General features: G+C 68.0%; 19 protein-coding genes. 13 read left to right on the top strand and 6 right to left on the bottom strand.

Annotation, left to right across the window (positions count from 1 at the left end; translation table 11 throughout):
- Window positions 1–11: 11 nt before the first annotated feature.
- Together H566_RS24230 and H566_RS0110275 are read right to left on the bottom strand one after the other, a co-directional pair.
- The gene (locus H566_RS24230) at window positions 12–1505 is read right to left on the bottom strand and encodes a TolC family protein (RefSeq protein ID WP_051378517.1); all 1494 of its coding nucleotides are present in this window, start codon (window positions 1503–1505) and stop codon (window positions 12–14) included.
- A gap of 336 nt (window positions 1506–1841) precedes the next feature.
- Entirely contained in the window at window positions 1842–2852 is a 1011-nt protein-coding gene (locus H566_RS0110275; protein ID WP_028311379.1) for an adenosine deaminase, read from the bottom strand.
- A gap of 270 nt (window positions 2853–3122) precedes the next feature.
- Here H566_RS0110275 and H566_RS27435 point away from each other — a divergent pair, with 270 nt between their 5' ends.
- Complete coding sequence (locus tag H566_RS27435) at window positions 3123–4367, top strand: alpha/beta hydrolase (protein WP_051378514.1); 1245 nt, start codon at window positions 3123–3125, stop codon at window positions 4365–4367.
- Between the two features lie 111 nt (window positions 4368–4478).
- Here H566_RS27435 and H566_RS0110260 read toward each other — a convergent pair whose 3' ends face one another.
- A complete protein-coding gene (locus H566_RS0110260; protein ID WP_051378511.1) occupies window positions 4479–6887 on the bottom strand; it encodes a Tex family protein in 2409 nt (802 codons plus the stop codon).
- A gap of 48 nt (window positions 6888–6935) precedes the next feature.
- On the opposite strand from H566_RS0110260, the gene H566_RS0110255 reads away from it, so the two are divergent.
- Window positions 6936–7622 (top strand): hypothetical protein, encoded by a 687-nt coding sequence (locus tag H566_RS0110255; RefSeq protein ID WP_028311377.1) that lies wholly within the window; start codon window positions 6936–6938, stop codon window positions 7620–7622.
- 7 nt (window positions 7623–7629) lie between these two features.
- Here H566_RS0110255 and H566_RS0110250 read toward each other — a convergent pair whose 3' ends face one another.
- Entirely contained in the window at window positions 7630–8502 is an 873-nt protein-coding gene (locus tag H566_RS0110250; protein WP_245591322.1) for a PP2C family protein-serine/threonine phosphatase, read from the bottom strand.
- A gap of 55 nt (window positions 8503–8557) precedes the next feature.
- Between H566_RS0110250 and H566_RS28265 the strand changes: the two genes are divergently transcribed.
- On the top strand, window positions 8558–8761 hold the full coding sequence (locus tag H566_RS28265; RefSeq protein WP_139826464.1) for a YdcH family protein: 204 nt from the start codon (window positions 8558–8560) through the stop codon (window positions 8759–8761).
- A 124-nt stretch (window positions 8762–8885) separates the two neighbouring features.
- Window positions 8886–11075: a DNA repair helicase YoaA gene (gene yoaA / locus H566_RS0110245; RefSeq protein ID WP_028311375.1), complete on the top strand. Its 2190-nt coding sequence runs from the start codon at window positions 8886–8888 to the stop codon at window positions 11073–11075.
- A 19-nt stretch (window positions 11076–11094) separates the two neighbouring features.
- Here the strand turns inward: yoaA and H566_RS0110240 are convergent, their stop codons facing one another.
- A complete protein-coding gene (locus H566_RS0110240; RefSeq protein ID WP_028311374.1) occupies window positions 11095–11853 on the bottom strand; it encodes an outer membrane protein assembly factor BamD in 759 nt (252 codons plus the stop codon).
- Between the two features lie 135 nt (window positions 11854–11988).
- Between H566_RS0110240 and H566_RS24215 the strand changes: the two genes are divergently transcribed.
- Both H566_RS24215 and pgeF read left to right on the top strand, forming a co-directional pair.
- Window positions 11989–13044, top strand: a complete 1056-nt coding sequence (locus H566_RS24215; protein WP_051378509.1) for an RluA family pseudouridine synthase — start codon at window positions 11989–11991, stop codon at window positions 13042–13044.
- A gap of 21 nt (window positions 13045–13065) precedes the next feature.
- Window positions 13066–13881, top strand: coding sequence for a peptidoglycan editing factor PgeF (gene pgeF / locus H566_RS0110230; RefSeq protein ID WP_028311373.1), 816 nt, complete (start codon window positions 13066–13068; stop codon window positions 13879–13881).
- A gap of 6 nt (window positions 13882–13887) precedes the next feature.
- Here pgeF and H566_RS28260 read toward each other — a convergent pair whose 3' ends face one another.
- Entirely contained in the window at window positions 13888–14109 is a 222-nt protein-coding gene (locus H566_RS28260) for a hypothetical protein (protein WP_084544939.1), read from the bottom strand.
- An 87-nt stretch (window positions 14110–14196) separates the two neighbouring features.
- Here H566_RS28260 and phaC point away from each other — a divergent pair, with 87 nt between their 5' ends.
- The 7 genes from phaC to H566_RS24205 all read left to right on the top strand — a co-directional run bounded on the left by phaC (window position 14197) and on the right by H566_RS24205 (window position 23064).
- Window positions 14197–16029 carry a class I poly(R)-hydroxyalkanoic acid synthase gene (gene phaC, locus H566_RS24210; RefSeq protein WP_084544938.1) on the top strand — a complete coding sequence of 611 codons (1833 nt, stop codon included), beginning with the start codon at window positions 14197–14199 and terminating at the stop codon, window positions 16027–16029.
- A 93-nt stretch (window positions 16030–16122) separates the two neighbouring features.
- Window positions 16123–16860 (top strand): acetoacetyl-CoA reductase, encoded by a 738-nt coding sequence (gene phbB / locus H566_RS0110220; RefSeq protein ID WP_028311372.1) that lies wholly within the window; start codon window positions 16123–16125, stop codon window positions 16858–16860.
- A gap of 106 nt (window positions 16861–16966) precedes the next feature.
- Window positions 16967–17527, top strand: a complete 561-nt coding sequence (gene phaR, locus H566_RS0110215) for a polyhydroxyalkanoate synthesis repressor PhaR (RefSeq protein ID WP_028311371.1) — start codon at window positions 16967–16969, stop codon at window positions 17525–17527.
- A gap of 133 nt (window positions 17528–17660) precedes the next feature.
- The gene (gene rimO, locus H566_RS0110210) at window positions 17661–19028 is read left to right on the top strand and encodes a 30S ribosomal protein S12 methylthiotransferase RimO (RefSeq protein ID WP_051378505.1); all 1368 of its coding nucleotides are present in this window, start codon (window positions 17661–17663) and stop codon (window positions 19026–19028) included.
- Between the two features lie 191 nt (window positions 19029–19219).
- The gene (locus H566_RS0110205) at window positions 19220–20068 is read left to right on the top strand and encodes a ferritin-like domain-containing protein (protein WP_028311369.1); all 849 of its coding nucleotides are present in this window, start codon (window positions 19220–19222) and stop codon (window positions 20066–20068) included.
- 334 nt (window positions 20069–20402) lie between these two features.
- Entirely contained in the window at window positions 20403–21584 is a 1182-nt protein-coding gene (locus H566_RS0110200) for an acetyl-CoA C-acyltransferase family protein (RefSeq protein WP_028311368.1), read from the top strand.
- Between the two features lie 262 nt (window positions 21585–21846).
- Window positions 21847–23064: a cystathionine beta-lyase gene (locus H566_RS24205; RefSeq protein ID WP_034411042.1), complete on the top strand. Its 1218-nt coding sequence runs from the start codon at window positions 21847–21849 to the stop codon at window positions 23062–23064.
- Window positions 23065–23084: the final 20 nt, after the last annotated feature.

Genomic DNA, 23084 nt, shown 5'->3' with positions numbered 1-23084 from the left:
CGCCATCCCCTTCAGACGCCGAGCAGGCGGCTGCGCACTTCGGCGCGCAGGGCGTCGAGGCTCAGGTCGTCGGCGCTGTCGGGCATCGCGTCCACGCCCAGCGTCGATTGCAGCCGGCTGATCGCCGCATGCCATTGCGCCAGCGCCTGGAAGCGCCGCAGCTGGCTGACGATCGCCGTCGTCTCGGCGGCCACGCGGTCGAGCTTGCTGCCGGCGCGGGCTTCCTCGCGCAGGCGGGTCTGTTCGAGGATGCGCTGGTCGAGCTGCCACAGCGATTCGGCGCGCTCGAACTGGCGGCGCGTGCCGGCCAGCTGCTCGCGGGCGATGTGCACCTGGGCGATCACCGCCACATGCGCGGCCAGCCGGCGTTCGTCGGCGAGCTGGATGGCGGCGGCGGCGCCGCGCTTCTGCGCCGGCAGGCTCAGCAGGTTGAACAGGTTGGTGCCGAACTGCGCGCCCACCTCGGTCCAGGTCGGGTTGACGAGGTAGCGGTCGGAGTCGTGCGTGGTGCCGAGCGAGAAGCTCAGGTTGGGATAGGCGCGGGCCACCACCTTGCGTGCCTCGATCGCGGCGATGCGGCGCTGGTACATCTGTTCGCGCAGGTCGGGGTTCTGGGCGAGGGCGGTGTCTTCCATCGCCTCGGCCGGCGTGGCCAGCGGGTCGGCGCCGGCCGGCAGCTCGTCGGCGGCAAGCGTGGTCTCGGCCGTGATCGGCGCGTTCATGAGCTGGGCCAGCTCGAAGCGCGCGGTCGAGAGTTCCTGCTGGATGGCTTCGAGCAGGCGCATGTTCTCGGTGAGCTGGCGCTGGTAGCGCAGGCCGTCGAGCGGGGCGCGCAGGTTCTCGCCCTCGGCCTTGCGCGAATCGGCCAGCGCCTCGTCGGCGAGTCTGAGGGCGGCGGCGACCTTGTCGCGCAGCAGCTGGGCGCTGGCGGCGCGGAAGTAGGCGATGCGCACGTCCTGCACCAGCAGGTGGGTGGCCTTGCGGCGGCGCTCCGTGGCGGCCAGCAGGCGGTCGCCGGCCTGTTCGGCGTTGTAGCGGGCGAGGCCGTAGTCGAGCAGGCTCCAGCTCAGCGTGAGCGAGTTGACCATGTGGGCGCGCGATTGCGACAGCGCCGGATTGCTGTACGACAGCGGCGTGCCTGTCACCGAATCGACACTGCGCACGAGCCGGTCGGAATCGCGCGCGGTGTAGCCGGCCGAGGCAAGCAGCTTGGGCAGCTGGTCGTAGCCCACGAGCTCGAACTGGCGCAGCTCGAAGGTTTCTTCCATCTGCCGCGCGCGGCGGTCGACGTTGAACTTGAGCGCGCGGGCGATGGCTTCATCGAGCGTGAGCCGCTCGCCGAGCGGCGGCACCTCGGCGCGCACGGCGGCGCGGTCCTCCTCGGTGGTCTGGGCAAGCGCCTTGAGGCTGATGCGCTCGGGCTGGAGCGGCGCGCAGGCCGACAGGCAGGCCGCGAGCACGGCGACGGCGCCGAGGCGCAGGGCGAAGGGACGGGAGAGCTGCAAGGAAAACCTCCGGCGTTGGAACACCGTGCAGCCGATCGTCGGAAAGGGGCGGGCGCACGGGAGCAGGAATGCGGGCGCGCTGCCGTGGTCTGCGTCGCCACGGTTACCCCGGGGAGGTCCGGGTCTGGTCACGCGCCAGATGCAACAGCGCGTAAGCGTCTTGTTACTAAGCGGCTCCGATGCTAGGGAGCGCTTCCTGTCCCGTTGGGCGGAATAGCCGGGATTTGCTGGCGGTGCCGGAGCGTTTCATCCCGACAGGCGACCCTATCGTTGCGCAGCATGAAAAAAGCCGGCGTTCGGCCGGCTTTGCTGTCGGTGGGATTTCGGGGGCGTCGGTCAGGTGGCCTCGGCCAGCAGCACATCGATGCGGGCGCTGTGCACCGCCTTCTCCTCGTCGGGCAGGAAGGAGGCGTCGATGGAATTGCGCGCGAGGCGGGCCATCTCGGCATCGCTCAAGGCCAGCGCGGCCTGGGTCTGGCGGAAGTTTTCGAGCACATAGCCGCCGAAGTAGGCCGGGTCGTCGGAGTTGATGGTGACCATCACGCCCCGGTCGAGCATGCGCTTGAGGTTGTGCTCGGCCATGGTGTCGTACACGCAGAGCTTCACGTTCGACAGCGGGCAGACCGTGAGCGGCATGCGCTCGGCGATGAGGCGGTCCATCAGCGCCGGGTCTTCCTCGCTGCGCACGCCGTGGTCGATGCGGCTCACCTTGAGCAGGTCGAGCGCTTCCCACACGTAGGACGGCGGGCCTTCCTCGCCGGCGTGCGCCACCGTCAGCAAGCCCAGCTCGCGCGCCTTCGCGAACACGCGCTCGAACTTGCCCGGCGGATGGCCGACCTCGCTCGAATCGAGGCCGACGGCGGTGATCCAGTCGCGGTACGGCGCGCTGGCGTCCAGCGTGGCGAAGGCGTCTTCCTCGCTCAGATGGCGCAGGAAGCACATGACCATGCGCGAGGTCATGCCGAACTGCTCGCGGGCGGCGTCGAGCGCGCGCTTCATTCCGGGCATGAACACCTCGAAGCCGAGGCCGCGCGCGGTATGCGTCTGCGGGTCGAAGAAGATCTCGGTGTGCACGACGCCGTCGGCCTGGGCGCGTTCGAGATAGGCCCAGGTCATGTCGAAGAAATCCTGCTCGTCGCGCAGCACGTCGGCGCCCGCGTAGTAGATGTCGAGGAAGGACTGGAGGTCGCTGAAGTCGTAGGCGGCGCGCAGGGCCTCGACGCTCGGGTACTTGAGCGTGACGCCATGTTTCTGAGCCAGGCGGAACACCAGCTCGGGTTCGAGCGAACCCTCGATGTGCAGATGCAGTTCGGCCTTGGGCAGGGCGCGCAGGAAGTCGTCGTTCATGGCTGGCTCGCGGGAGAAGGGATGTCGGCGCGGCGCGCGCGGGCGTGCCGGCCGGAGGCGCCGAGTTTGCTTGAGGGCAGCCCCGCGGCCAAAGCGCACCGCGTGCCTGAGCGTCATGGCTTGATACGTCAAGCGCCATGCTGCACCGCGACAATCCCTTCGAACCCGGCGATCCGCGCCGGCCCCCCAGGGCCGGGCGTGGCCGCCGTCCCCGCGCAGGTGGTCCGGCAGGCACCGGATCGCCGCTCGATCTCCTCCTCCGGATCGCCCATGAACGAAAACCCGTCGCCCGAACCGCTGGCCGCGCTGTCGATGACGGCGCATGGTTTCCATCGCCTTGCCGCGAGCCGCTGGCGGGCGCGTCAGCCGCGCGCCCGGCTCATCTGCGCTCACGGCCTCACCCGCAATCGTCACGACTTCGATCCGCTCGCGCGCGGACTGCACGACTCGGTCGAGGTCGTGACCTTCGACTTTTCCGGCCGGGGCGACAGCGACCGGCTCGCGGCGCCCACCGACTACGGATTCAGTCAGTACGAACTCGACGCCATGAGCGTGTTGTCGGTCTGCGAGCAGGCGCACGCGGACGATCTCGCGCTGGCCCGCCGGCTCGTGGCCGGTCCGGGGCGGGATGGCGTCGCCCAGGTCCGGTCGCGCCGCGCGCCGCCGAGGCTGTCGTGGTGGCAGCGCCTGCTCGGGGTGCGGCTGCCGATCACCGAGGTGAACTTCGACGACACGATGCCGGGGCAGCGCGCCACGGCCACCGCCGGCGCGGCGGTGCGGGGCGGTGGCGCCGGCTGGCCAGGCGAGGTCGCGGGCCGGCATGGCGACGACCTCTCCCGCGTCGAGGCGGCGGCGCGTCTGCCGCTGGTGTGGCTCGGCACGTCGATGGGCGGGCTGGTCGGGCTGATGCTGGCGGCGCGCGCCAATTCGCCGATCGACGCGCTGGTGCTCAACGATGTGGGGCCGATGGTGCCGTGGGGCGGCATCGCGCGGCTGTCGAGCTATGTGGGGCGGCACACGCGCTTCGACAGCCAGGACGATGTCGAGGCGCATCTGCGCGATGTCTGCCGGGATTTCGGCCCGCTGACCGACGAGCAATGGGCCGCGCTCGCCGCCACCAGCGCCGAGGACGACGGCAAAGGCGGCCGCGCGCTGCGCTACGACCCGGCCATCGCGCGCGGGCTGGCGCTGGGCGGTGGGCTGATCGGCCGCACCGGCCTGCGCTGGTGGGAAGGCGTGGACCTGTGGCATCTGTGGGAGCAGGTGCGCTGTCCGGTCCTGGTGCTGCGCGGCGCCGAGTCGGACATCCTCCCGGAAACGGTCGCGCGCGAGATGCAGCGGCGCCGGCCGGGCACGCGGATGGTGGAATTCCCGGGCGTCGGTCATGCCCCGGCGCTGGTGGACGCGATGCAGATCGCCGCCGTGCGCGGCTTCGTGCTGGAGCAGGGCGCGGTGCCGGCCGCGAGCGACGATTCGGCACCGCCGGCCTGGGGACTGGCGCGCGCCGGCATCTGAGAGTTGCCGGTCCGGCGCCGACCCGATGGCCGCGCGCCGGAGCTGTCGGCCGGTGTGTCCGGCTCCCTGACGACGCGCGGCGAGCCGTGTGCCTCCCGCGCCGCGGAGCGATCAGCGCTTGAGCTTGGCGAAGGCCGCGGCCATCGCGCCGCCACCCGCCGTGGCGTCATCGCGTCCGCCGCGATAGCCGCCACCGCCGCCGTCACGCCGTCCGCCGTTGCCACTATCGCGGCCGCCGCGCGAACCGCGCTCCTCGCGCCCGCCGCCGGCCGCCTTGCCCGACGCGCCCACCTCGTCATCGAGCCGCATGCTCAACCCGATGCGCTTGCGCGGGATGTCCACCTCCATGACCTTCACGCGGACGATGTCGCCGGCCTTCACGACCTCGCGCGGGTCCTTGATGAACTTGCTCGACATGGCCGAGATGTGCACCAGCCCGTCCTGGTGCACGCCGATGTCGACGAAGGCGCCGAAGGCCGCCACGTTGGTCACCGTGCCCTCCAGCACCATGCCCGGTTGCAGATCCTTGAGGTCTTCGACGCCCTCGCGGAACTCGGCCACCTTGAACGAGCCGCGCGGATCGCGGCCGGGCTTTTCCAGCTCGGCGAAGATGTCCTTCACCGTCGGCAGACCGAAGCGCTCGTCCACGAACTGGTCGGGCCGCACGCCCGACAGCGACGAGCCCTGGCCCATCACGTCGCGGATACCCTTCCTGATGCGCTCAAGGATGCGCTGCACCACCGGATAAGCCTCCGGATGCACCGCCGAGGCGTCGAGCGGCTCGTCGCCGCCGTTGATGCGCAGAAAGCCCGCCGCCTGCTCGAAAGCCTTGTCGCCGAGCCGCGCGACCGCCTTGAGCGCCTCGCGCGTGCGGAACGGCCCGTGCTGCTCGCGGTGGGCAACGATGTTGCGCGCGATGCCCTGGTCGAGGCCCGACACATAGGCCAGCAGCGGCGCGCTCGCGGTGTTCACATCCACGCCGACCGCGTTCACGCAGTCCTCCACCACCGCGTCGAGCTTCTCGCCGAGCTGGCGCTGGTTGACGTCATGCTGGTACTGGCCGACGCCGATCGCCTTCGGCTCGATCTTCACGAGCTCGGCGAGCGGGTCTTGCAGCCGGCGCGCGATCGACACCGCGCCGCGCAGGCTCACGTCGAGCTCCGGAAACTCCTTCGCCGCGACTTCCGACGCCGAATACACCGACGCGCCGGCCTCGCTCACGACCACGCGCGTCATGCGCAGCTCGGGCATCTTGCTGATGAGTTCGTCGGCCAGCTTCACGGTCTCGCGCGACGCCGTGCCGTTGCCGATCGCGATCAGCTCGACGTTGAAGCGCTTGGCAATCGCGCCGAGCGACAGCAACGAGCGGTCCCAGTCGCGGCGCGGCTCGTGCGGATAGATGGTGTCGGTCGCGAGCAGCTTGCCAGTCGCGTCCACCACGGCCACCTTCACGCCGGTGCGCAGGCCGGGGTCGAGGCCGAGCGTCGCGCGCATGCCGGCCGGCGCGGCGAGCAACAGATCCTTCAGGTTCTGGCCAAACACGCGGATCGCTTCCGCATCGGCCTTCTCGCGCAGCTCGCCGAGCAGCTCGGTTTCGAGGCCGGGTTGCAGCTTCACGCGCCAGCTCCAGCGCACGACGCTCGCGAGCCACACGTCGCCGGGGCGCGGCGTGGCCGGGCGCTTCACGCCGACCACCGCCGCGACGATCGATTCGCACGGGTGTGGCTGCTTGGCCGCGACCAGCGCCTCGGCCTCGTCGTCGAGCGTGAGCGCGATGCCGAGGATGCCGGCCTGCCGCCCGCGGAAGATCGCCAGCGCGCGGTGCGAGGGCACGGTGCGCCAGGTCTCGGAATAGTCGAAGTAGTCGCGGAACTTGTCGGCGGCGGTCGCATCCTCGGCGCGCTTGGCCTCGACCACGGTCGAGCGCACGACGCCTTCGGTGCGCAGCTTTTCGCGCAGGCGGGCGAGCACGTCGGCGTTCTCGGCGAACTCTTCCGACAGGATGTCGCGCGCGCCGTCGAGCGCGGCCTTGGCGTCGGCGACGGCTTCGGTCACGAAGGCGGCGGCCTCGGCCTGCGGGTCGAGCGACGGATCGGCGAACAGCTTGCGCGCGAGCGGCTCCAGGCCGTTCTCGCGCGCGATCTGGGCGCGGGTGCGGCGCTTGGGCTTGTAGGGCAGGTAGAGGTCTTCGAGCGTCTGCTTGGTGTCGGCGGCCTTGATGGCTGCCTCAAGCTCAGGTGTCAGCTTGCCCTGCTCGGCGATGCTAGCGAGCACGGCGGCGCGGCGGTCTTCGAGTTCGCGCAGATAGACGAGGCGCTCGGCCAGCAGGCGCAGCTGGGTGTCGTCAAGGCCGCCGGTCACTTCCTTGCGGTAGCGCGCGATGAAGGGGACGGTCGCGCCTTCGTCGAGCAGGGCGATCGCCGCCCGGGCCTGTTCGGGTCGGGCGCCAAGCTCCACGGCGAGCTGGGCGATAATCCGCGCCTCGGTCTGTTCCGGTCTGCGATCTTGTTGCTGCGACATCCAAATCTCCGTTCACGCCGGCCCCCGGCGAAGGGCGCGCATTGTGCCATGCTGTTTTTGGCACTTTTCGCGGTCATTTCCCCCTTGCGTGCCGCATCGGAAGACGACCCGATCCGCCTGCCGGCGAGCGCCGTGACGCGCGATTTCCCGCCTGGCGGCAGCATCGACGAGGGCCGCATTCCCGCCGCACGCGCCGCCGTCGAGCAGGCCCGGCGCAGCGTGGCCTGGGCCGTGTACGACGCCGAATCGGCCTGTCGCAGGCGCTTCTTCGTGTCGGACTGTCTCGATGACGTGCGCCTGCGTTCGCGCGCCGCCTATGCCGATCTGCGCGAGGTCGAGATCGCGGCCGCCCGCTCCGAGCGCGAGGCCGCCGACCGAAGCCGCCAGGAAGCGCGCGACCGCAACGCGGCCGACGCCGCCGCGCGCGAGGCCGAAGCCGCGGCCGACCGCGCCCGCAACGAAGCCGAACAGGCGCGGCGCCAGTCGGCTGCCGAGGCCGAGCGCGCACGCTTCGATGCCGCCGCGCCCGAGCGCGCCCGCAATGCCGAGAGGGACGAAGCCCGCCGCGCCGACCAGGCCACCACCCGCGAACGTGCCCTCGCCGAAACCGCGCGCCGTGAAGCCGACGCCCGTCGCGCCTGGGAAAGGAAGCAGGCCGAGGCCAAGGCCAGACAGGAAGAGATGGCACGTCGCCGGGCCGAACGTCATGGCGAGGCCGCCGACGGCGCGCAGTGAGGCGCGCTCAACTGCCAGATTCTGGTTCGAGCAGCTTCAGCAGCGCGAAGGTGCAATTGTCGCCCTTGCCGCGCGCCCGGTAGCGCGCATGCTCGACCAGCGACTCGGACACGTCGCGCGCCGGACCGCTCGTCACCATGCGGGCGAGTTCATCGTCGGTGAAGTAATGCCAGAGTCCGTCGGTGCACAGCAGGAACGAGTCACCCGGCGCGATGTCGCGGGTTTCGCCGAAATCGACCACGGGTGGCTTTTCGGTACCGAGCGCGCTGGTCAGCACATGGCCCATCTTGTGGCGCGCCGCGCCTTCGCGATCGAGCTTGCCGAGCTTCACGAGATGCTCGACATAGGAATGATCGGTGGTGCGGAATTCGAGCCGCGAGCCCTTGAAGTAGTAAAGCCGCGAATCGCCTACATGCGCCCAGCTCGCCACGTCGGGCTGAATCACCATTGCCGCGAATGTGCTGTGCGGCTCCTTTTCGGCGGTGGCGGCGGTGAGTTGAATGACTGTGTGCGCTTCACGGATAATTTCGGACAGCAAATCCGTGACCGACTGGTGCTGAGGATTGAAGTCGTCGAATAGGGCGCGGGAAGTTGTCAGCACCTGCTCGGCCGCGAGCGCGCCGCCCGTCCGGCCGCCCATGCCATCGGCGACGACGGCGAGGGCGCAACCGGTGGCACGCTTGCTGGTGAAAACGCCGGCGCGATCCTGCTGCTCCTTGCGGTCGCCGATATGCTGGCCAATGCAGGCAGACAGCCGGAAGCGCTTCGTGGCGAGGGGGGATGGCAACTTCGTTGGCATCGCGCCACGGCTCATGAAGGGAATCACGCCGTCTTCGCCCGTCATGTGCGCAGGCTGGGAATGAAAATGTGGATTCGCCATGTTTGGAACTTCGTTTCCAGCCTGGCGGTCAAGCAAAACGAACCGGAGGCCGGTCTTGGCTAAAGATCTGGATGCAATCGCGAAGCAAATCATCGAATTGCAAATCGAACACCGCGATCTCGATGATGTGATCACACGACTTTGTGCAACACCGGTCCAGGATGAACTTCAAATCCGCCGCCTGAAGAAGAGAAAACTGCAAATCAAGGACCAGATCACTTGGTTGCAGATCCAGCTGACGCCGGACATTCCAGCATAGTGACGACCGGGTGCGCGTGAATTCGCGCACTTCGCTTCACGCTGATTGCAGCGTGATCTGGTTTGTTTTCAAACGATCGTCTCCCCCGTGAGTGATATTGCGCGGCGAGACCAAGAAGCAATCCTTGCCCACCGAACAGGAATCCAGCCAGCCCGATTCGCCGGCCATTGCGGTCAAGCCGAGCGGTGCCCGTGATGCCGATGTCGAGCGCCTGTTCGCCATCGACGGGCCGGTGGCGCAGGCCGCAGGTGGTTATCGGCCGCGCTCGGCGCAAATCGAGCTTGCGAAGGCGGTCGCCGAGGCAATCGACCAGCGATCGGCCATCGTGGCCGAGGCCGGTACGGGCACAGGCAAGACCTACGCCTATCTCGCGCCAGCGCTGCTCTGGGGCGGCAAGGTGATCGTCTCGACCGGCACCAAGACGCTCCAGGACCAGCTTTACCACCGCGATCTGCCGGCGGTGCGCAAGGCGCTGAACGTTCCTGTGTCGGTGGCGCTGCTCAAGGGACGCGCCAACTACCTCTGCCATCACCACGCCAAACGAGCCTTCGAATCGGGGCGGCTCGGGTCGCGCGAGGAGTCGGCCCAGCTGAGGCGCATCCGCGCCTTCATGCTCACCACGCTCACCGGCGACAAGGCCGAGCTGGCCTCGGTGCCCGAGGGTTCGCCGGTGTGGACCCAGGTGACGTCCACGCGCGACAACTGCGTCGGCACCGAATGCGCCGACTACAAGGACTGCTTCGTGATGAAGGCGCGGCGCGAGGCCCAACAGGCCGACGTGATCGTCGTGAACCATCACCTGTTCTTCGCCGACCTGATGCTGCGCGACGAAGGCATCAACGAGCTGCTGCCGGCGGCCAACACCATCATCTTCGACGAGGCGCACCAGCTGCCCGACACCGCCACGCTGTTCTTCGGCGAGACGCTCGGCAGTTCGCAGCTACTTGAGCTGTGCCGCGACACGGTGGTGGAAGGGCTGGCCGCCGCGCGCGACGCGGCGCGCTGGCCCGAGCTGGTCGCGCCGCTCGAAAAGGCGGTGCGCGACCTGCGCCTGAGCCTGCCGAGTCCCGGCGGCCAGACGCGCACTGCCTTCAAGCTCGCGGCGAGCCAGGTCGCGCTCGACTCGGGCTTCTGGCCGGCGCTCGACGAGCTGAGCCGGCGCCTGCGCGACCTGTGCGACGTGCTTGACGACCAGGGCGTGCGCAGCGAGGAGCTGGCCGCGCTTGCCCGTCGTGCCCACGAGCAGGCGATGCGCCTGAAGTTGTGGCGCCGCGAGGCCGGTCTGCCGATGGAGCCAGAGCCGGAGGAGGGCGCTTCCACCGAGCCGCCGACAGCCGCGCTGCCGCTCGAAGGCGGCGAGAACCCGCTGCCGGAACCGCAGGCCGATCCCGATCAAGAAGACGCCGACGGCCAGCGCAGCAACTGGGTCTGCTGGATCGATGTGTTCTCGACCAGCATCCAGCTGCATCGCTCGCCGCTGTCGGTCGCGCGCATCTTCCGGCGCGAGCGCGAGGGTTCGCAGCGCGCCTGGGTGTTCACGAGCGCGACGCTGGCGGTCAAGCGCGACTTCAGCCATTTCACGCGCCGCATGGGGCTGGATGATGCGCGCGCCGAATCCTGGCCGAGCCCTTTCGACTATCCGAACCAGGGTTTGCTGTACGCGCCAGCCGGCATGCCCGAGCCCCAGCACCCGCTTTTCATCGAGCGCGTGGTGGAGGCGGCCTGGCCGTTGATCGAGGCGGCGGGCGGTCGGGCCTTTTTGCTGTGCACGACGCTGCGCGCGGTGGACAAGGCGGCCGAGCTGCTGCGCATCCGTCTGGAGGCGGCACGCATCCGGCTGCTGCGCCAGGGTGATCTGTCACGAGGCGAGCTGCTCGAAACCTTCCGCAAGTCGGAGCGCGCGCTGCTGATCGGCAGCCAGAGCTTCTGGGAAGGCATCGACGTGCGCGGGGATGCGCTGTCGCTCGTCATCATCGACAAGCTACCGTTCGCGCCGCCCGATGATCCGGTGCTGGCGGCGCGGCTTGCCAAGCTCACGGCCGATGGCGGCAATGCCTTCGCGCAATGGCAGTTGCCCGAGGCGGTCATCACACTCAAGCAGGGGGCCGGCCGGCTGATCCGCAGCGAGACCGATCGCGGCGTGCTGATGATCTGCGACCCACGGCTGGTCGATAAGCCCTACGGTCGTCGCATCTGGCAGAGCCTGCCGCCGTTCGGCCGCACCCGCGTCGAGAAGGAGGCGATCGCCTTCCTGCGCGAATGCCTGTCGTCGACCGGCGACATGGCGCAGCCGAGGGACGCCGCTCAGGACTGAGCGTGTCGCCCCGCCGGCATCACCAGAACTGCCACCACTTCTTGTCGGGCTGGCCGAGGCCTTCCTTCATGAAGCGGCTGTCGGGGTAGTTCTGCGCCAGGACGCGCTGGGTGTCGTCGCGCTGGCGGTCCATGCCGAGGCGGTCGTAGGCGGCGTACATGATGTACAGCGCCTCTTCGTTCGACTGCGTGGTCTGGAAGTCGGTGATGGCCGTCTGCGCGCGGCTGAGCGCTGCCACGTAGGCACCGCGCCGGTAGTAGTAGCGCGCGACGTGCAGCTCGTAGGCGGCCATCGCGTTGACGAGCCAGCGCATGCGCCCGCGAGCGTCGTCGGCGTAGCGCGAATCGGGATAGCGCTCGACCAGTTCGCGGAAGGCGTCGAAGGAGTCGTGCAGTGCCTTGGTGTCGCGCTCGGTCGGATCCTGGCGTGAGATGGCGCCGAGGATGCCGCTGCCGTCGTTGAAGTTGACCAGCCCGCGCAGGTAGTACAGGTAGTCGACGTTGGGATGGTTCGGGTACTGGCGCAGGAAGCGGTCGATGGTGGCCAGCGACTGCGCCGTGTCGCCCGCCTTCCACTGCGCATAGGCCTGCTCGATCATCGCCTGCTGGGCGATGCGGCCGAAGGGGAAGCGCGACTGGATCTGGTCGTATTTCTTGCCGGCTGCGTCCCAGGCGCCGCCGTCGAGGTCTTCCTTGGCCTCGGAATACAATTCCTCGGCGGTCGGGTTCTTCTTGGGGGCGCTGCCGCAGGCACCGAGCCCCGCGACCAATGCAGCCATGATTGCTGCCCGAGCCGCGTTGCGCCTCCAGCCTGCCCGCTGCGCCTTGCCAGCGCGGCTGTCGCCGCTCCGAGTGATCCGGTCCGCCATTCGAGTACTACCCGTTCAAACAAAAGCGTCGAGTATAGAGGACCGATGGTGAGCAATTCCGGCACGGCCAGCGCCGCAATCCCGGGCAGCGACGATGCCGAACATGATGACGAACTGGCCTGGCCTTCGGGGCCGCATGCCGTCGCCGAACTGACCGCCGACGTTCCTGCGGACGCCGTCGGCGAGCGCATCGATCGCGTCGTCGCGCGACTCTTCAGCCAGCATTCGCGTGCCCGCATCCAGGGCTGGATCGACGAGGGGCGCCTTTCTCTAGATGGCCGGCCGGCCACGGCGCGCACCAAGCTGCGCGGCGGCGAGCGCATCGTCCTGGTGCCGACGCCCGATCCCGAGTCGCTCGCCTACCGGCCCGAGCCGCTCGACTTTCCGGTCGTGCATGAGGATGCGCAGGTCATCGTCATCGACAAGCCGGCCGGGCTGGTCGTCCATCCGGCCGCCGGCAACTGGTCGGGCACGCTGCTGAACGGTCTGCTGCACCGCTATCCCGAACTCGCCACGCTGCCGCGCGCCGGCATCGTGCACCGGCTCGACAAGGACACGTCGGGACTCATGGTGGTGGCGCGCACGCTGGAGGCGCAGACCGATCTCGTGCGCCAGCTCCAGGCGCGCAGCGTGTCTCGACGCTACCTGGCCGTGTGCTGGGGGCGCCCGGCCGACGCGCGAACCGTCGATGCGCCGATCGGCCGCGATCAGCGCGAGCGCACCCGCATGGCGGTCGTGCCGCACGGCAAGCCCGCGATCACGCATCTGCGCAGGCTGGCGACCGCCGAGTTCGATGCCGCCGGCGGGCCGCTCAGCCTCGTCGAATGCCGGCTCGATACCGGACGCACTCATCAGATCCGCGTGCATGCGGCACATCTCGGCTTCGCTCTCGTGGGCGATCCGGTGTACGGCAACCTGCGCCGGACCAGGCTGGATCGTGAATTGCTCTCGCGTCAGGCGCTGCATGCCTGGCGGCTGGCTTTTGATCATCCCGCCAGCGGCGAGCGTCCTGCCTTCGCGGCCGAACCGCCGCCCGACTTCGTCGCCTTGTGCGAGCGGCTCGGACTGGCTGATGGGCTGGCGCTGGCAGATCAGGACTGATCCGCTTCTCTTGCCTCACTCATGACATTTCCCTCTTCCGGTCCTCGCGTGATCCGTCCCGACTGGCGGGTAGCTCCCGTGGTGCAGGCCTGCTGCACTACGCGTGTAGGCGGCGTGAGCGTCGGTCCGTATGGGGCCTCGGGCGGCCAGGGCGGGCTCAACCTGGGCAGTCATGTGGGCGACCGGCCGGAGGCGGTCGCCATCAATCGTCGGCGTGTGGTCGACGGACCGCTCGGTGGCGCACGACCGGTCTGGCTCGAGCAGGTGCATGGCACCGCGGTCGTCGAACTCGGCCCTGATCTGCCGCTCACACCACCTGTCGCCGATGCCGCCTGGACACGCGAGCCGGGTATCGCCTGCACGATCATGACCGCCGACTGCCTGCCGGTGCTGCTCGCGGATCGCGCCGGGCGCATGGTCGGTGCCGCGCATGCCGGCTGGCGCGGCCTCGCGGATGGTGTGCTGCAGGCAACCGTCTCCGCGATGCGGGACGGTCATCGCCGAGCCGGTGACAGCGCCAAGGCCGGCGGCGCGGAACTCGATCTGGTGGCTTGGGTTGGCCCGCATATCGGCGCGACCGCATTCGAGATCGGGCCGGAGGTGCGCACCCGTTTCCTGGATGTGATGCCCGGCGAGGACGACGCATTCGAACTGAATGCCGCCGGCCGCTGGCTCGGAAATCTGGCTCGCCTGGCAAGGCGCGCACTGCGCGAGGCAGGCGTTGGTGAAGTGTTTTGTGACAGTGCTTGCACTGTCGCCGACCCGTCATATTTCTATTCGTATCGGCGTGATCACATCACGGGGCGCATCGCGAGCTTCATTTGGCTCGCCGTTTGACCTTTCTCACTTTGCCGAATCTCGATTCACGTTAGTGTCGGCTTCATGATTTCGTCTTTCCCGCAACAGCCGCCGATGTGGGCCGCCAAAGATATACATGAATATCCCGAGTGGCAGCGCGCCATAAAACAGGAAAGTCAGAACGCCACCGACTACCGACTCACTGATCGCGACGGCGCTGCCCATCAGGAGCGTTACGAATAACCACGCAATTGCAATGATGTACATTTATTCAGGAATCGTGCTTGATCGGCAGACGCCGCCGGCCATCGTGCGCAGCAGCTATTTGGCGTAGTACATCACGGAGACGATCGCATGGCCAACCCGCAGCCCGCTTCGAACGAAGCAGCGCCCACGGTCCCGTTTGCGCCATTCGGTGCATTCCCGTCCACCCCGTTCAATTTCGACCCTGCGTCGATGACGGCACCGTGGAAGCAATTTACGCAAATGCTCGGCACCGCCGGCAAGCCGGGCGGTCAGGCCGCCCAGGACTGGCTGGCAAAGCTGATCGAGCCGACCAAGCTGGCCACCATCCAGGCTGATTACGTCCGCGAGCTCGGCGAACTCATGCAGTCGGGCTTCGCGCAGCAGAAGACCGAAGCCGATGCGAAGGTGAAGTCGATCGGCGATCGGCGCTTCCAGGCGCCCGAGTGGCAGGACGGCGGAATGTTCGAGTTCCTGTCCCGCGTCTACATGCTCAATGCCCGTGTGCTCACGCGGCTGGCCGAGGCGGTCGAGGCCGAGCCGCGCGTCAAGCGACGCATCACCTTTGCCGTCGGGCAATGGATCGATGCCATGTCGCCGGCCAATTTCCTGGTCACCAATCCGGAGGCGCAACGCAAGCTGGTCGAAACGCGCGGCGAAAGTCTCAGGTCAGGAATTGCGAATCTGCTGGAGGATGTCTCTAAGGGCCGGATTTCGATGACGGACGAATCGAAATTCGAGGTCGGTCGAAATGTTGCGACAACCGAAGGGCAGGTCGTTCTTCGCACCGACATGTTCGAGCTTATTCAGTACAAGCCGCTGACCGCCGAAATCGACAAGCAGCCCTTGCTGATGGTGCCGCCCTGCATCAACAAATTCTACATTCTCGATTTGCAGCCGGATAATTCGATTGTCCGCTACATGCTGTCCCAAGGCCATCCGGTCTATATGGTCAGCTGGCGCAATCCCACCCAGGAATGTGGCAATTGGAGTTGGGATGATTACATCGAGCGTGGCGTCATTGCCGCAATCGAGGCGACGGCAAAAATCGGCGCCGAATTGACCGATGCAAAGAAGATCAATGTTCTGGGTTTCTGCGTGGGTGGCACCCTCACCGCGACGGCCATTGCGGTGCTCGCCGCACGCGGCAAGCATCCGGTTGCCAGTCTCACCTTGCTGACCACGCTGCTCGACTTTTCCGATACCGGCGTTCTCGACGTCTTCATCGATCCGGCCATCGTCGCGCTGCGCGAGGAGCGCATCGGCAAGGGCGGGCTGCTGTCGGCATCCGAGCTGGCCACGACCTTTAGCTTCCTGCGCCCGAATGATCTGGTCTGGCCGTATGTGGTTGGCAACTACCTCAAGGGCGAGACGCCGGCAGCCTTCGATCTGCTGTATTGGAACAGCGACAGCACCAATCTTTCGGGACCGATGTACTGCTGGTATTTGCGCAATACCTATCTGGAAAACAAGCTGAAGATCCCGGGCGAAACCTCGGTGTGCGGCACGCCGCTCGATCTGGGCAGGGTTGATCTGCCGGTCTACTTCTACGGCTCCCGCGAAGATCACATCGTCCCCTGGGAGTCAGCCTATCAATCGATGGCCGTGCTGCCCAACGCCGACAAGGCGAAGTCCTGTTTCGTGCTCGGTGCCTCCGGCCATATCGCAGGCGTGATCAACCCGGCATCCAAGAACAAGCGCAACTATTGGGCCTATGACGGCGAGGGTTTCGGCGGCAAGGCGAGGAAGTCTGCGTTGCCGGCCACGCCGCAGGAATGGATCGACGGCGCCACGTCGGTGCCCGGCAGCTGGTGGCCGCACTGGTCCAAGTGGCTTGACCAATTCTCCGGTGGCAAGGTCGCCGCGCCCGCCGAGGCCGGCTCCCCCGGTTTCCCCGCTCTTGAACCCGCCCCGGGCAGCTACGTGAAGGTGCGCGTCGTCTGACGCGTGCCGGCAGCGCTGCCCTCAACCCCGCCTCGCGACCGCGCCTCAACCACTGCGCCCGGCGCGAAGGAACATCCATCACAGGAGATGAACATGGCTCAGAAACTCGCTTACGTGACCGGCGGCATGGGTGGTATCGGCACCGCGATGTGCCAGCGCCTGCATCAGGCCGGCTTCAAGGTCATCGCCGGTTGCGGCCCGAGCCGCAACTCCGAGGAATGGCTCAGCGAGCAGCGCAAGCTCGGTTTCGAGTTCTACGCCTCGGTCGGCAACGTGAGCGACTGGGAGTCGACCGTTGCCGCGTTCGAGAAGGTCAAGGCCGAGCATGGCGCGGTCGACGTGCTGGTCAACAATGCCGGCATCACGCGTGACGGCGTGTTCCGCAAGATGACGCTCGACGATTGGAAGGCCGTCATCGACACCAACCTGAACAGCGTGTTCAACGTGACCAAGCAGGTCATCGGCGACATGATCGATCGCGGTTGGGGCCGGATCATCAACATCTCGTCGATCAACGGCGAGAAGGGGCAGTTTGGTCAGACCAACTATTCGGCGGCCAAGGCGGGCATGCACGGCTTCACGATGGCCCTGGCGCAGGAAGTCGCCAACAAGGGCGTGACCGTCAACACCGTGTCGCCGGGGTATATCGGCACCGAGATGGTCCGCGCCATCCGTCCTGACGTGCTCGAGAAGATCGTGAGCCAGATCCCGGTCAAGCGCCTGGGGGCGCCCGAGGAAATCGCCTCGATCGTCGCCTGGCTTGCTTCGGACGAGAGCGGCTTCGCCACCGGAGCGGATTTCTCGCTCAATGGTGGCCTGCACATGGGCTGACGGGGCATAGTTCGCACCGGTGGGCGCTCGCCAAAGAGGGGCGAGCGCCTTTTTGCATTGATGCTCACGGCATATCGCCTCATATGCCGGCTTTTTCGAGGACACCATGGCGGCAAACGGCGTACGCATCATCAAGAAGTATCCGAACCGGCGCCTTTACGACACCGAAACCAGCACCTACATCACGCTCGCCGACGTCAAGCAGCTCGTGCTCGATCACGAGACCTTCCAGGTGATCGACGCCAAGTCGGCGGAAGATCTGACGCGCAGCATTCTTCTTCAGATCATTCTTGAAGAAGAGTCGGGCGGGGTGCCCATGTTTTCGGCCGAAATGCTTGCCAACGTGATCCGTTTCTACGGCCACGCAATGCAGGGAATGATGGGGTCGTATCTGGAGAAGAACATCCAGGCCTTCATCGAAATCCAGGCCAAGCTCCAGGAGCAATCGAAGGCGCTCATCGACAACAAGGCATTCGCGCCCGAGGTCTGGACGCAATTCATGAATGTCCAGGCGCCGATGATGCAAGGCATGATGACCAACTACATCGAACAATCGAAAAACCTTTTCGTGCAGATGCAGGATCAGATGCAGCAGCAAGCCCGGTCGATGTTCAGCGCCTTTCCTTTCCAGCAGCAGCCCGGCGGCAAGCCCGACGACACCGACTGATCCCGGAACGACTGCCGGCCTGGCCTAGAATCGCGGCTTTCGTCGTCACGGCCTCGCATTCATCGGATGCATTGCCGCCGGCTCAACCGCATATCCGCGCGCTCGCCACAAAAAGGCGGGCGCGTTTTGTTTCATGGCTCAAGAAAACCCTGCTGATCGCCCCGTCAATGCCGCGCCGCGCGTGGGCTTCGTCTCGCTCGGCTGCCCGAAGGCGCTGAGCGATTCCGAACAGATCCTCACGCAACTGCGCGCCGAGGGGTACGACACCGCACCTGACTACAAGAGCGCCGACCTCGTCATCGTCAACACCTGCGGCTTCATCGACGCGGCGGTGCAGGAATCGCTCGACGCGATCGGCGAGGCGCTGGACGCCAACGGCAAGGTGATCGTCACCGGCTGCCTCGGCGGCAAGAAGGATGCGGGCGGCGAGGACATCGTGCCCAAGGTGCATCCGAAGGTGCTCGCCGTGACCGGACCGCACGCAACCACCGAGGTGATGAACGCAGTGCACCAGCACCTGCCCAAGCCGCACGACCCGCTGACCGATCTCGTGCCGCCCCAGGGCGTGCGCCTGACGCCGCGCCATTACGCCTATCTGAAGATTAGCGAGGGCTGCAATCACCGGTGCAGCTTCTGCATCATCCCGAGCCTGCGCGGCGACCTCGTCTCGCGCGACATCGGCGACGTGATGCGCGAGGCCGAGGCGCTGAAGAACTCGGGCGTGAAGGAGCTGCTCGTCATCTCGCAGGACACGTCGGCCTACGGCGTGGACCTCAAGTACCGCTCTGGCTTCGTCAATGGTCGGCCGGTGCGCACGCGCATGACCGAGCTGGTGCAGGAGCTGGCGACGCTCGACCTCTGGGTGCGGCTGCATTACGTGTACCCGTATCCGCATGTTGACGAGGTGATTCCGCTGATGGCCGAGGGCAAGCTGCTGCCTTACCTCGACGTGCCGCTCCAGCACTCGCATCCCGAGGTGCTCAAGCGCATGAAGCGGCCGGCATCGGGCGAGAGCAATCTCGATCGCATCCGCGCCTGGCGCGCGATCGCGCCGGACATCACGCTGCGCTCGACCTTCATCGTCGGCTTCCCGGGCGAGACCGACGACCAGTTCGAGCATCTGCTCGACTTCCTGCGCGAGGCGGAGCTGGATCGCGTGGGCTGCTTTGCCTACTCGCCGGTCGAAGGCGCGGCAGCCAATGCGCTCGAGGGCGCGGTGCCGGAAGAGGTGAAGCAGGAGCGGCTCGCGCGCTTCATGGAAGTGCAGGCGGCCATCTCGCAACGGCGGCTCAAAAAGAAGGTCGGCCGCACGCTCAAGGTGCTGATCGACCAGGTGAACCAGGACGGCGGGGTGGGGCGCTCGTTTGCCGACGCGCCCGAGATCGACGGCGTGGTCTACGTCGCGCCGGCCGACAAGCCGTGGAAGCGCTACAAGGCCGGTGACATCGTGCGCGTGAAGATCGAGGGCGCCGACGAGCACGACCTCTGGGGCTCTGTCTGACCCGCGCCTGCCGGGGCCGACGCGACGCGAGCGTTACCGCGGGTCCTGCTTTGTAAGACCCGGTGGCGCGAAAGCCTTGCGCGACCGGCCGCGCGCTAGCTTGACCTCCGTTGAAACCCGAAGGCGAGCGCCCCGCGCCGATCCGACGCAGCAGGCTGCGGACCGCGCCGCCTTCCGAGAGGGAGGCCAGCATGACCGTCGAGCCGGCACGCGCCGACACGTCCGCATCCGATCCGCTTCCATGGCACTGGCAGGAACTCGACTGGGCGTCGATGCGCCCCGGAGGCGGGCATGACGAACTGCTCGTCGCGCTGATCGCGGCGGCGTCCTTCGTCGAGAGCGCGACCGCCGTCTATACGCGCAATCTCGTCGGTCATTTCCATGACCGCCCCGAGGTGCGCGACTGGCTCGACGCCCACTGGCGCGACGAGGAGTTGCAGCACGGCGCGGCGCTGCGCGAATTCACCCAGCGCGCCTGGCCCGACTTCGACTGGCCGGCCGCCTACGCCACCTTCCACGCCGACTACACGCGGCGCTGCACGCCCGACGATCTCAACCCCGACCCCCAGCTCGAATTGGTCGCGCGCTGCGTGGTCGAGACCGGCACCGCGACGCTCTACCGCAGCTTTCATGAACTGGCGCTTGCGCACGACGAGCCGCTGCTGGCCGATCTGACGCGCCGGATCATGCGCGACGAGGTGAGCCATTTCCGGCATTTCCACGGCTTCTTCAGGCGCGTGGCCGAGCCGCAGCGGCGATCGCGGCTGGCGCGTCTGCGGGTGATTGCCGCCCGTGCCACCGAAGTGCGCGACGACGACGCGGCCTGCGCGCTGCGCCATGTGCACGCCCATCGCTTCGCGCGCCGAGCCGGCGACACCGGCTTCGATGCGCTGCGGGCGCGCGGCGCCAGCGTGCTGCGCAGCCGCTATCCGTTCGCGATGGTGGTGCGCATGGGGCTCAAGCCGCTCGACCTGCCCGCGCGCGTGGGCATGGCAATCGAGCGGCCGGCGGCGTGGATGCTCGCGCGGCTCATGCGCTGAGCACGGCCCATGCGTTGACTGACGCGACCCTGCGTCGCGCCACGGGACGCCGCGCACTGCGGCCTCGCATCCGGCAGCGGTCCCACACGGCGAGGAGCGCGCGGAAAGCGCGCACTGCCTGACATTCCATGCCTACGCCGTGCTGACGATCGAGCAAGTACCGCCCCCCTCCTTCGGGGGGCTGTTGCTGCCCTCGGGCAAATACCGCAGCAGGCGCGCCGGGCGGGTGCAAACATCATGGATTCACATTCGCAGCCGTACGGGCTCCCGGCCCCGACGCGCGCGATCGCGGGTCCGGGGCCCGCAGCCAATCCAGCCGGGCAGGGAGAAATCAATGAGCCGAGAAGTCGTGGTTGTCAGCGCCGTGCGTACCGCCATCGGGGAGTACGGCGGCGGGCTCAAGGACGTGCCGCCGATCGAGCTGGGCGCCCTCGTCGTCAAGGAGTCGCTCGCGCGCTCGGGCCTCGCGGCGGAGGAGATCGGCCATGTGGTGTTCGGCCATGTCATCAATACCGAGCCGCGCGACATGTACCTGTCGCGCGTGGCGGCGCTGAACGGCGGGCTGCCCAAGGATGTGCCGGCCTTCAACGTGAACCGGCTGTGCGGCTCGGGCCTCCAGGCCATCGTCAATGCCTCGCAATCGATTCTGCTCGGCGATTGCGATTACGCGATCGGCGGCGGCGCCGAGAGCATGAGCCGCAGCCCCTACAGCGTGCCGGCGGCGCGCTGGGGCGCGCGCATGGGCGACGCGGCGATGGTGGACATGATGGTCGGCGCGCTGACCGATCCCTTCGAGCGTTACCACATGGGCGTCACGGCCGAGAACCTCGCGGCGCAGTGCGGCATCTCGCGCGAGGACCAGGATGCGCTCGCGGTCGAGTCGCACCGGCGCGCGGCGGCGGCCGTGGCGGCGGGCTACTTCAATGACCAGCTGGTGTCGGTGATGGTCAAGGGCCGCAAGGGCGAGGTCGAGTTCCGCACCGACGAGCATGTGCGCGCCGATGCCACGATCGCCGACATGCAGAAGCTTAAGACCGTGTTCAAGAAGGACGGCACGGTCACGGCCGGCAATGCGTCGAGCCTGAACGACGCAGCCTCGGCGGTGGTGCTGGCCGAAGCCGGTGCGGCGGCGAAGCGCGGCCTCAAGCCGCTCGCGCGGCTGGTGGCGTATTCGCATGCGGGCGTCGATCCGTCGATCATGGGCATCGGCCCGGTGCCGGCGTCGAAGAAGGTGCTGGAGAAGGCCGGCCTGCGCGCCGACCAGATGGACGTGATCGAGGCGAACGAAGCCTTCGCGGCCCAGGCGCTGGCGGTGGTGCGCGGGCTGGATCTCGATCCGGCCAAGGTCAATCCCAACGGCTCCGGCATCTCGCTCGGCCATCCGATCGGCGCGACGGGCTCGATCATCACGACGAAGGCGATCTATGAACTGCACCGCACCGGCGGACGCTATGCGCTGGTGACGATGTGTATCGGCGGCGGGCAGGGCATCGCCGCGATCTTCGAGCGCATCTGAGGCGCGGTTCCGGGCGCGGATGACGCGCCCGGCGGTGGGGGCGGCGTGGCCGTCCTTCCGCCACGGCGGGCGCGTGGGCAGTGCGAGCTGCACGCGCGCCGGCCCCGGCCACCGGGCGGCGCGATGCCGCCCGGGGCACGGACAGGGTTTCTGGCCGAAGGTCACCCGCCGCCCCGACTGCCCGCGATGACCGGCAAGCCGGGAAGGACGATTGGCTAAGCTGCGCGCTCCGCCGCCCGCCGGCACCTCACCTCCGCGCGACATGAGCCAGCCCGACAACAACAACGCCCTCGATCCCGATCTCGCCACCGACACCCGACTCGCCCAAGCCGGCTATAGCGCGCCGGGCAGCTTCGAGTCGCTGGTCGCTCCCATCCATCACGCCTCGACCGTCGTCTTCCCCAGCCTCGCCGAGATGCGCGCGCGCAACTGGGAGCGCGACGACGTCTACACCTACGGCCTGCACGGCACGCCGACCACACGCGAGCTGGAGGACCGGCTCGCCGACATCGAGGGCGGGCAGTTCTGCGTGCTGGCGCCGAGCGGGCTGGCGGCGATCTCGATGATCGATTTCGCCTTCCTCAAGTCGGGCGACGAGCTGCTGCTGCCGCACAACGTCTATGCGCCGAGCCGCGAGCTGGCGCGCACGCTGCTGGCCGACCTCGGCATCGTCACGCGCTACTACGACCCGCTCGACGCCGCCGCCCTCGCGCTGCTGCTCACGCCGGCGACGCGGCTCGTGTGGCTGGAGTCGCCCGGCTCGGTGACGATGGAAGTGGCCGACCTGCGCGGCCTCGTGGCCCAGGTGGCTGCCGCCAACGCGCGCCGCCCGGCTGCCGAGCGCATCGTGACCGCGATCGACAACACCTGGGCCGCCGGCCTCGCGCTCAAGCCCTTCGACCTCGGCATCGACATCTCGATGCAGGCGCTGACCAAGTACCAGTCCGGCGGCTCGGACGTGCTGATGGGCGCGGCCATCACGCGCGAGCAGGCGCTGCATCTGCGCATCAAGACCTCGCACATGCGCACCGGTCTGGGCGTGGGCGCGGATGATGCTTGGCTGGTGCTGCGCGGGCTCAAGTCGCTGCCGGTGCGCCATGCCCAGCACGACCGCGCCGGGCGCGAGCTGGCGGGCTGGCTGGCGGCGCGGCCGGAGGTAAAGCGCGTGCTGCATCCGGCGCTGCCGGGCTGCCCGGGGCACGAGTTCTGGCAGCGGGATTTCAGCGGGGCGGGCGGGCTGTTCTCGGTGATCTTCGACGAGCGCTATTCGACCGCGCAGGTAGAGCGCTTCGTCGAGGCGCTGCGGCTGTTTCCGCTCGGCTATTCGTGGGGCGGGGCGTCGAGCCTGTCGATGGTGTACGCGCCGTCGCGCACCGCGTGGGTGAAGGAGAAGGGCGCGATCGTCCGGTTCAACGTGGGGCTGGAGGCGGTGGGGGATCTCGTGGCGGATGTGGAGCGGGCGTTGCGGGTGCTGGCGTGACTTCCAGCCGGCGCTGAGTC

Origin of the sequence: Derxia gummosa DSM 723 (assembly GCF_000482785.1) — a bacterium.
Taxonomy (GTDB): Bacteria; Pseudomonadota; Gammaproteobacteria; order Burkholderiales; family Burkholderiaceae_E; genus Derxia; species Derxia gummosa.
Note: the sequence above shows the minus strand (reverse complement) of the source record. Positions and strands in the feature narration are given on the sequence as shown.

Excerpts from the sequence above, each read along its gene's own strand:
- phaC (WP_084544938.1), top strand. The coding sequence starts at position 14,197 with ATGGCCAACCCGCAGCCCGCTTCGAACGAAGCAGCGCCCACGGTCCCG.
- H566_RS24215 (WP_051378509.1), top strand. The coding sequence starts at position 11,989 with ATGGTGAGCAATTCCGGCACGGCCAGCGCCGCAATCCCGGGCAGCGAC.
- H566_RS0110260 (WP_051378511.1), bottom strand. The coding sequence starts at position 6,887 with ATGTCGCAGCAACAAGATCGCAGACCGGAACAGACCGAGGCGCGGATT.
- H566_RS27435 (WP_051378514.1), top strand. The coding sequence starts at position 3,123 with ATGAACGAAAACCCGTCGCCCGAACCGCTGGCCGCGCTGTCGATGACG.
- H566_RS0110275 (WP_028311379.1), bottom strand. The coding sequence starts at position 2,852 with ATGAACGACGACTTCCTGCGCGCCCTGCCCAAGGCCGAACTGCATCTG.
- H566_RS0110200 (WP_028311368.1), top strand. The coding sequence starts at position 20,403 with ATGAGCCGAGAAGTCGTGGTTGTCAGCGCCGTGCGTACCGCCATCGGG.
- H566_RS28260 (WP_084544939.1), bottom strand. The coding sequence starts at position 14,109 with ATGTACATCATTGCAATTGCGTGGTTATTCGTAACGCTCCTGATGGGC.
- H566_RS24205 (WP_034411042.1), top strand. The coding sequence starts at position 21,847 with ATGAGCCAGCCCGACAACAACAACGCCCTCGATCCCGATCTCGCCACC.
- H566_RS0110255 (WP_028311377.1), top strand. The coding sequence starts at position 6,936 with ATGCTGTTTTTGGCACTTTTCGCGGTCATTTCCCCCTTGCGTGCCGCA.
- H566_RS0110240 (WP_028311374.1), bottom strand. The coding sequence starts at position 11,853 with ATGGCTGCATTGGTCGCGGGGCTCGGTGCCTGCGGCAGCGCCCCCAAG.
- rimO (WP_051378505.1), top strand. The coding sequence starts at position 17,661 with ATGGCTCAAGAAAACCCTGCTGATCGCCCCGTCAATGCCGCGCCGCGC.
- phaR (WP_028311371.1), top strand. The coding sequence starts at position 16,967 with ATGGCGGCAAACGGCGTACGCATCATCAAGAAGTATCCGAACCGGCGC.
- H566_RS0110250 (WP_245591322.1), bottom strand. The coding sequence starts at position 8,502 with ATGGCGAATCCACATTTTCATTCCCAGCCTGCGCACATGACGGGCGAA.
- phbB (WP_028311372.1), top strand. The coding sequence starts at position 16,123 with ATGGCTCAGAAACTCGCTTACGTGACCGGCGGCATGGGTGGTATCGGC.
- H566_RS0110205 (WP_028311369.1), top strand. The coding sequence starts at position 19,220 with ATGACCGTCGAGCCGGCACGCGCCGACACGTCCGCATCCGATCCGCTT.
- pgeF (WP_028311373.1), top strand. The coding sequence starts at position 13,066 with ATGACATTTCCCTCTTCCGGTCCTCGCGTGATCCGTCCCGACTGGCGG.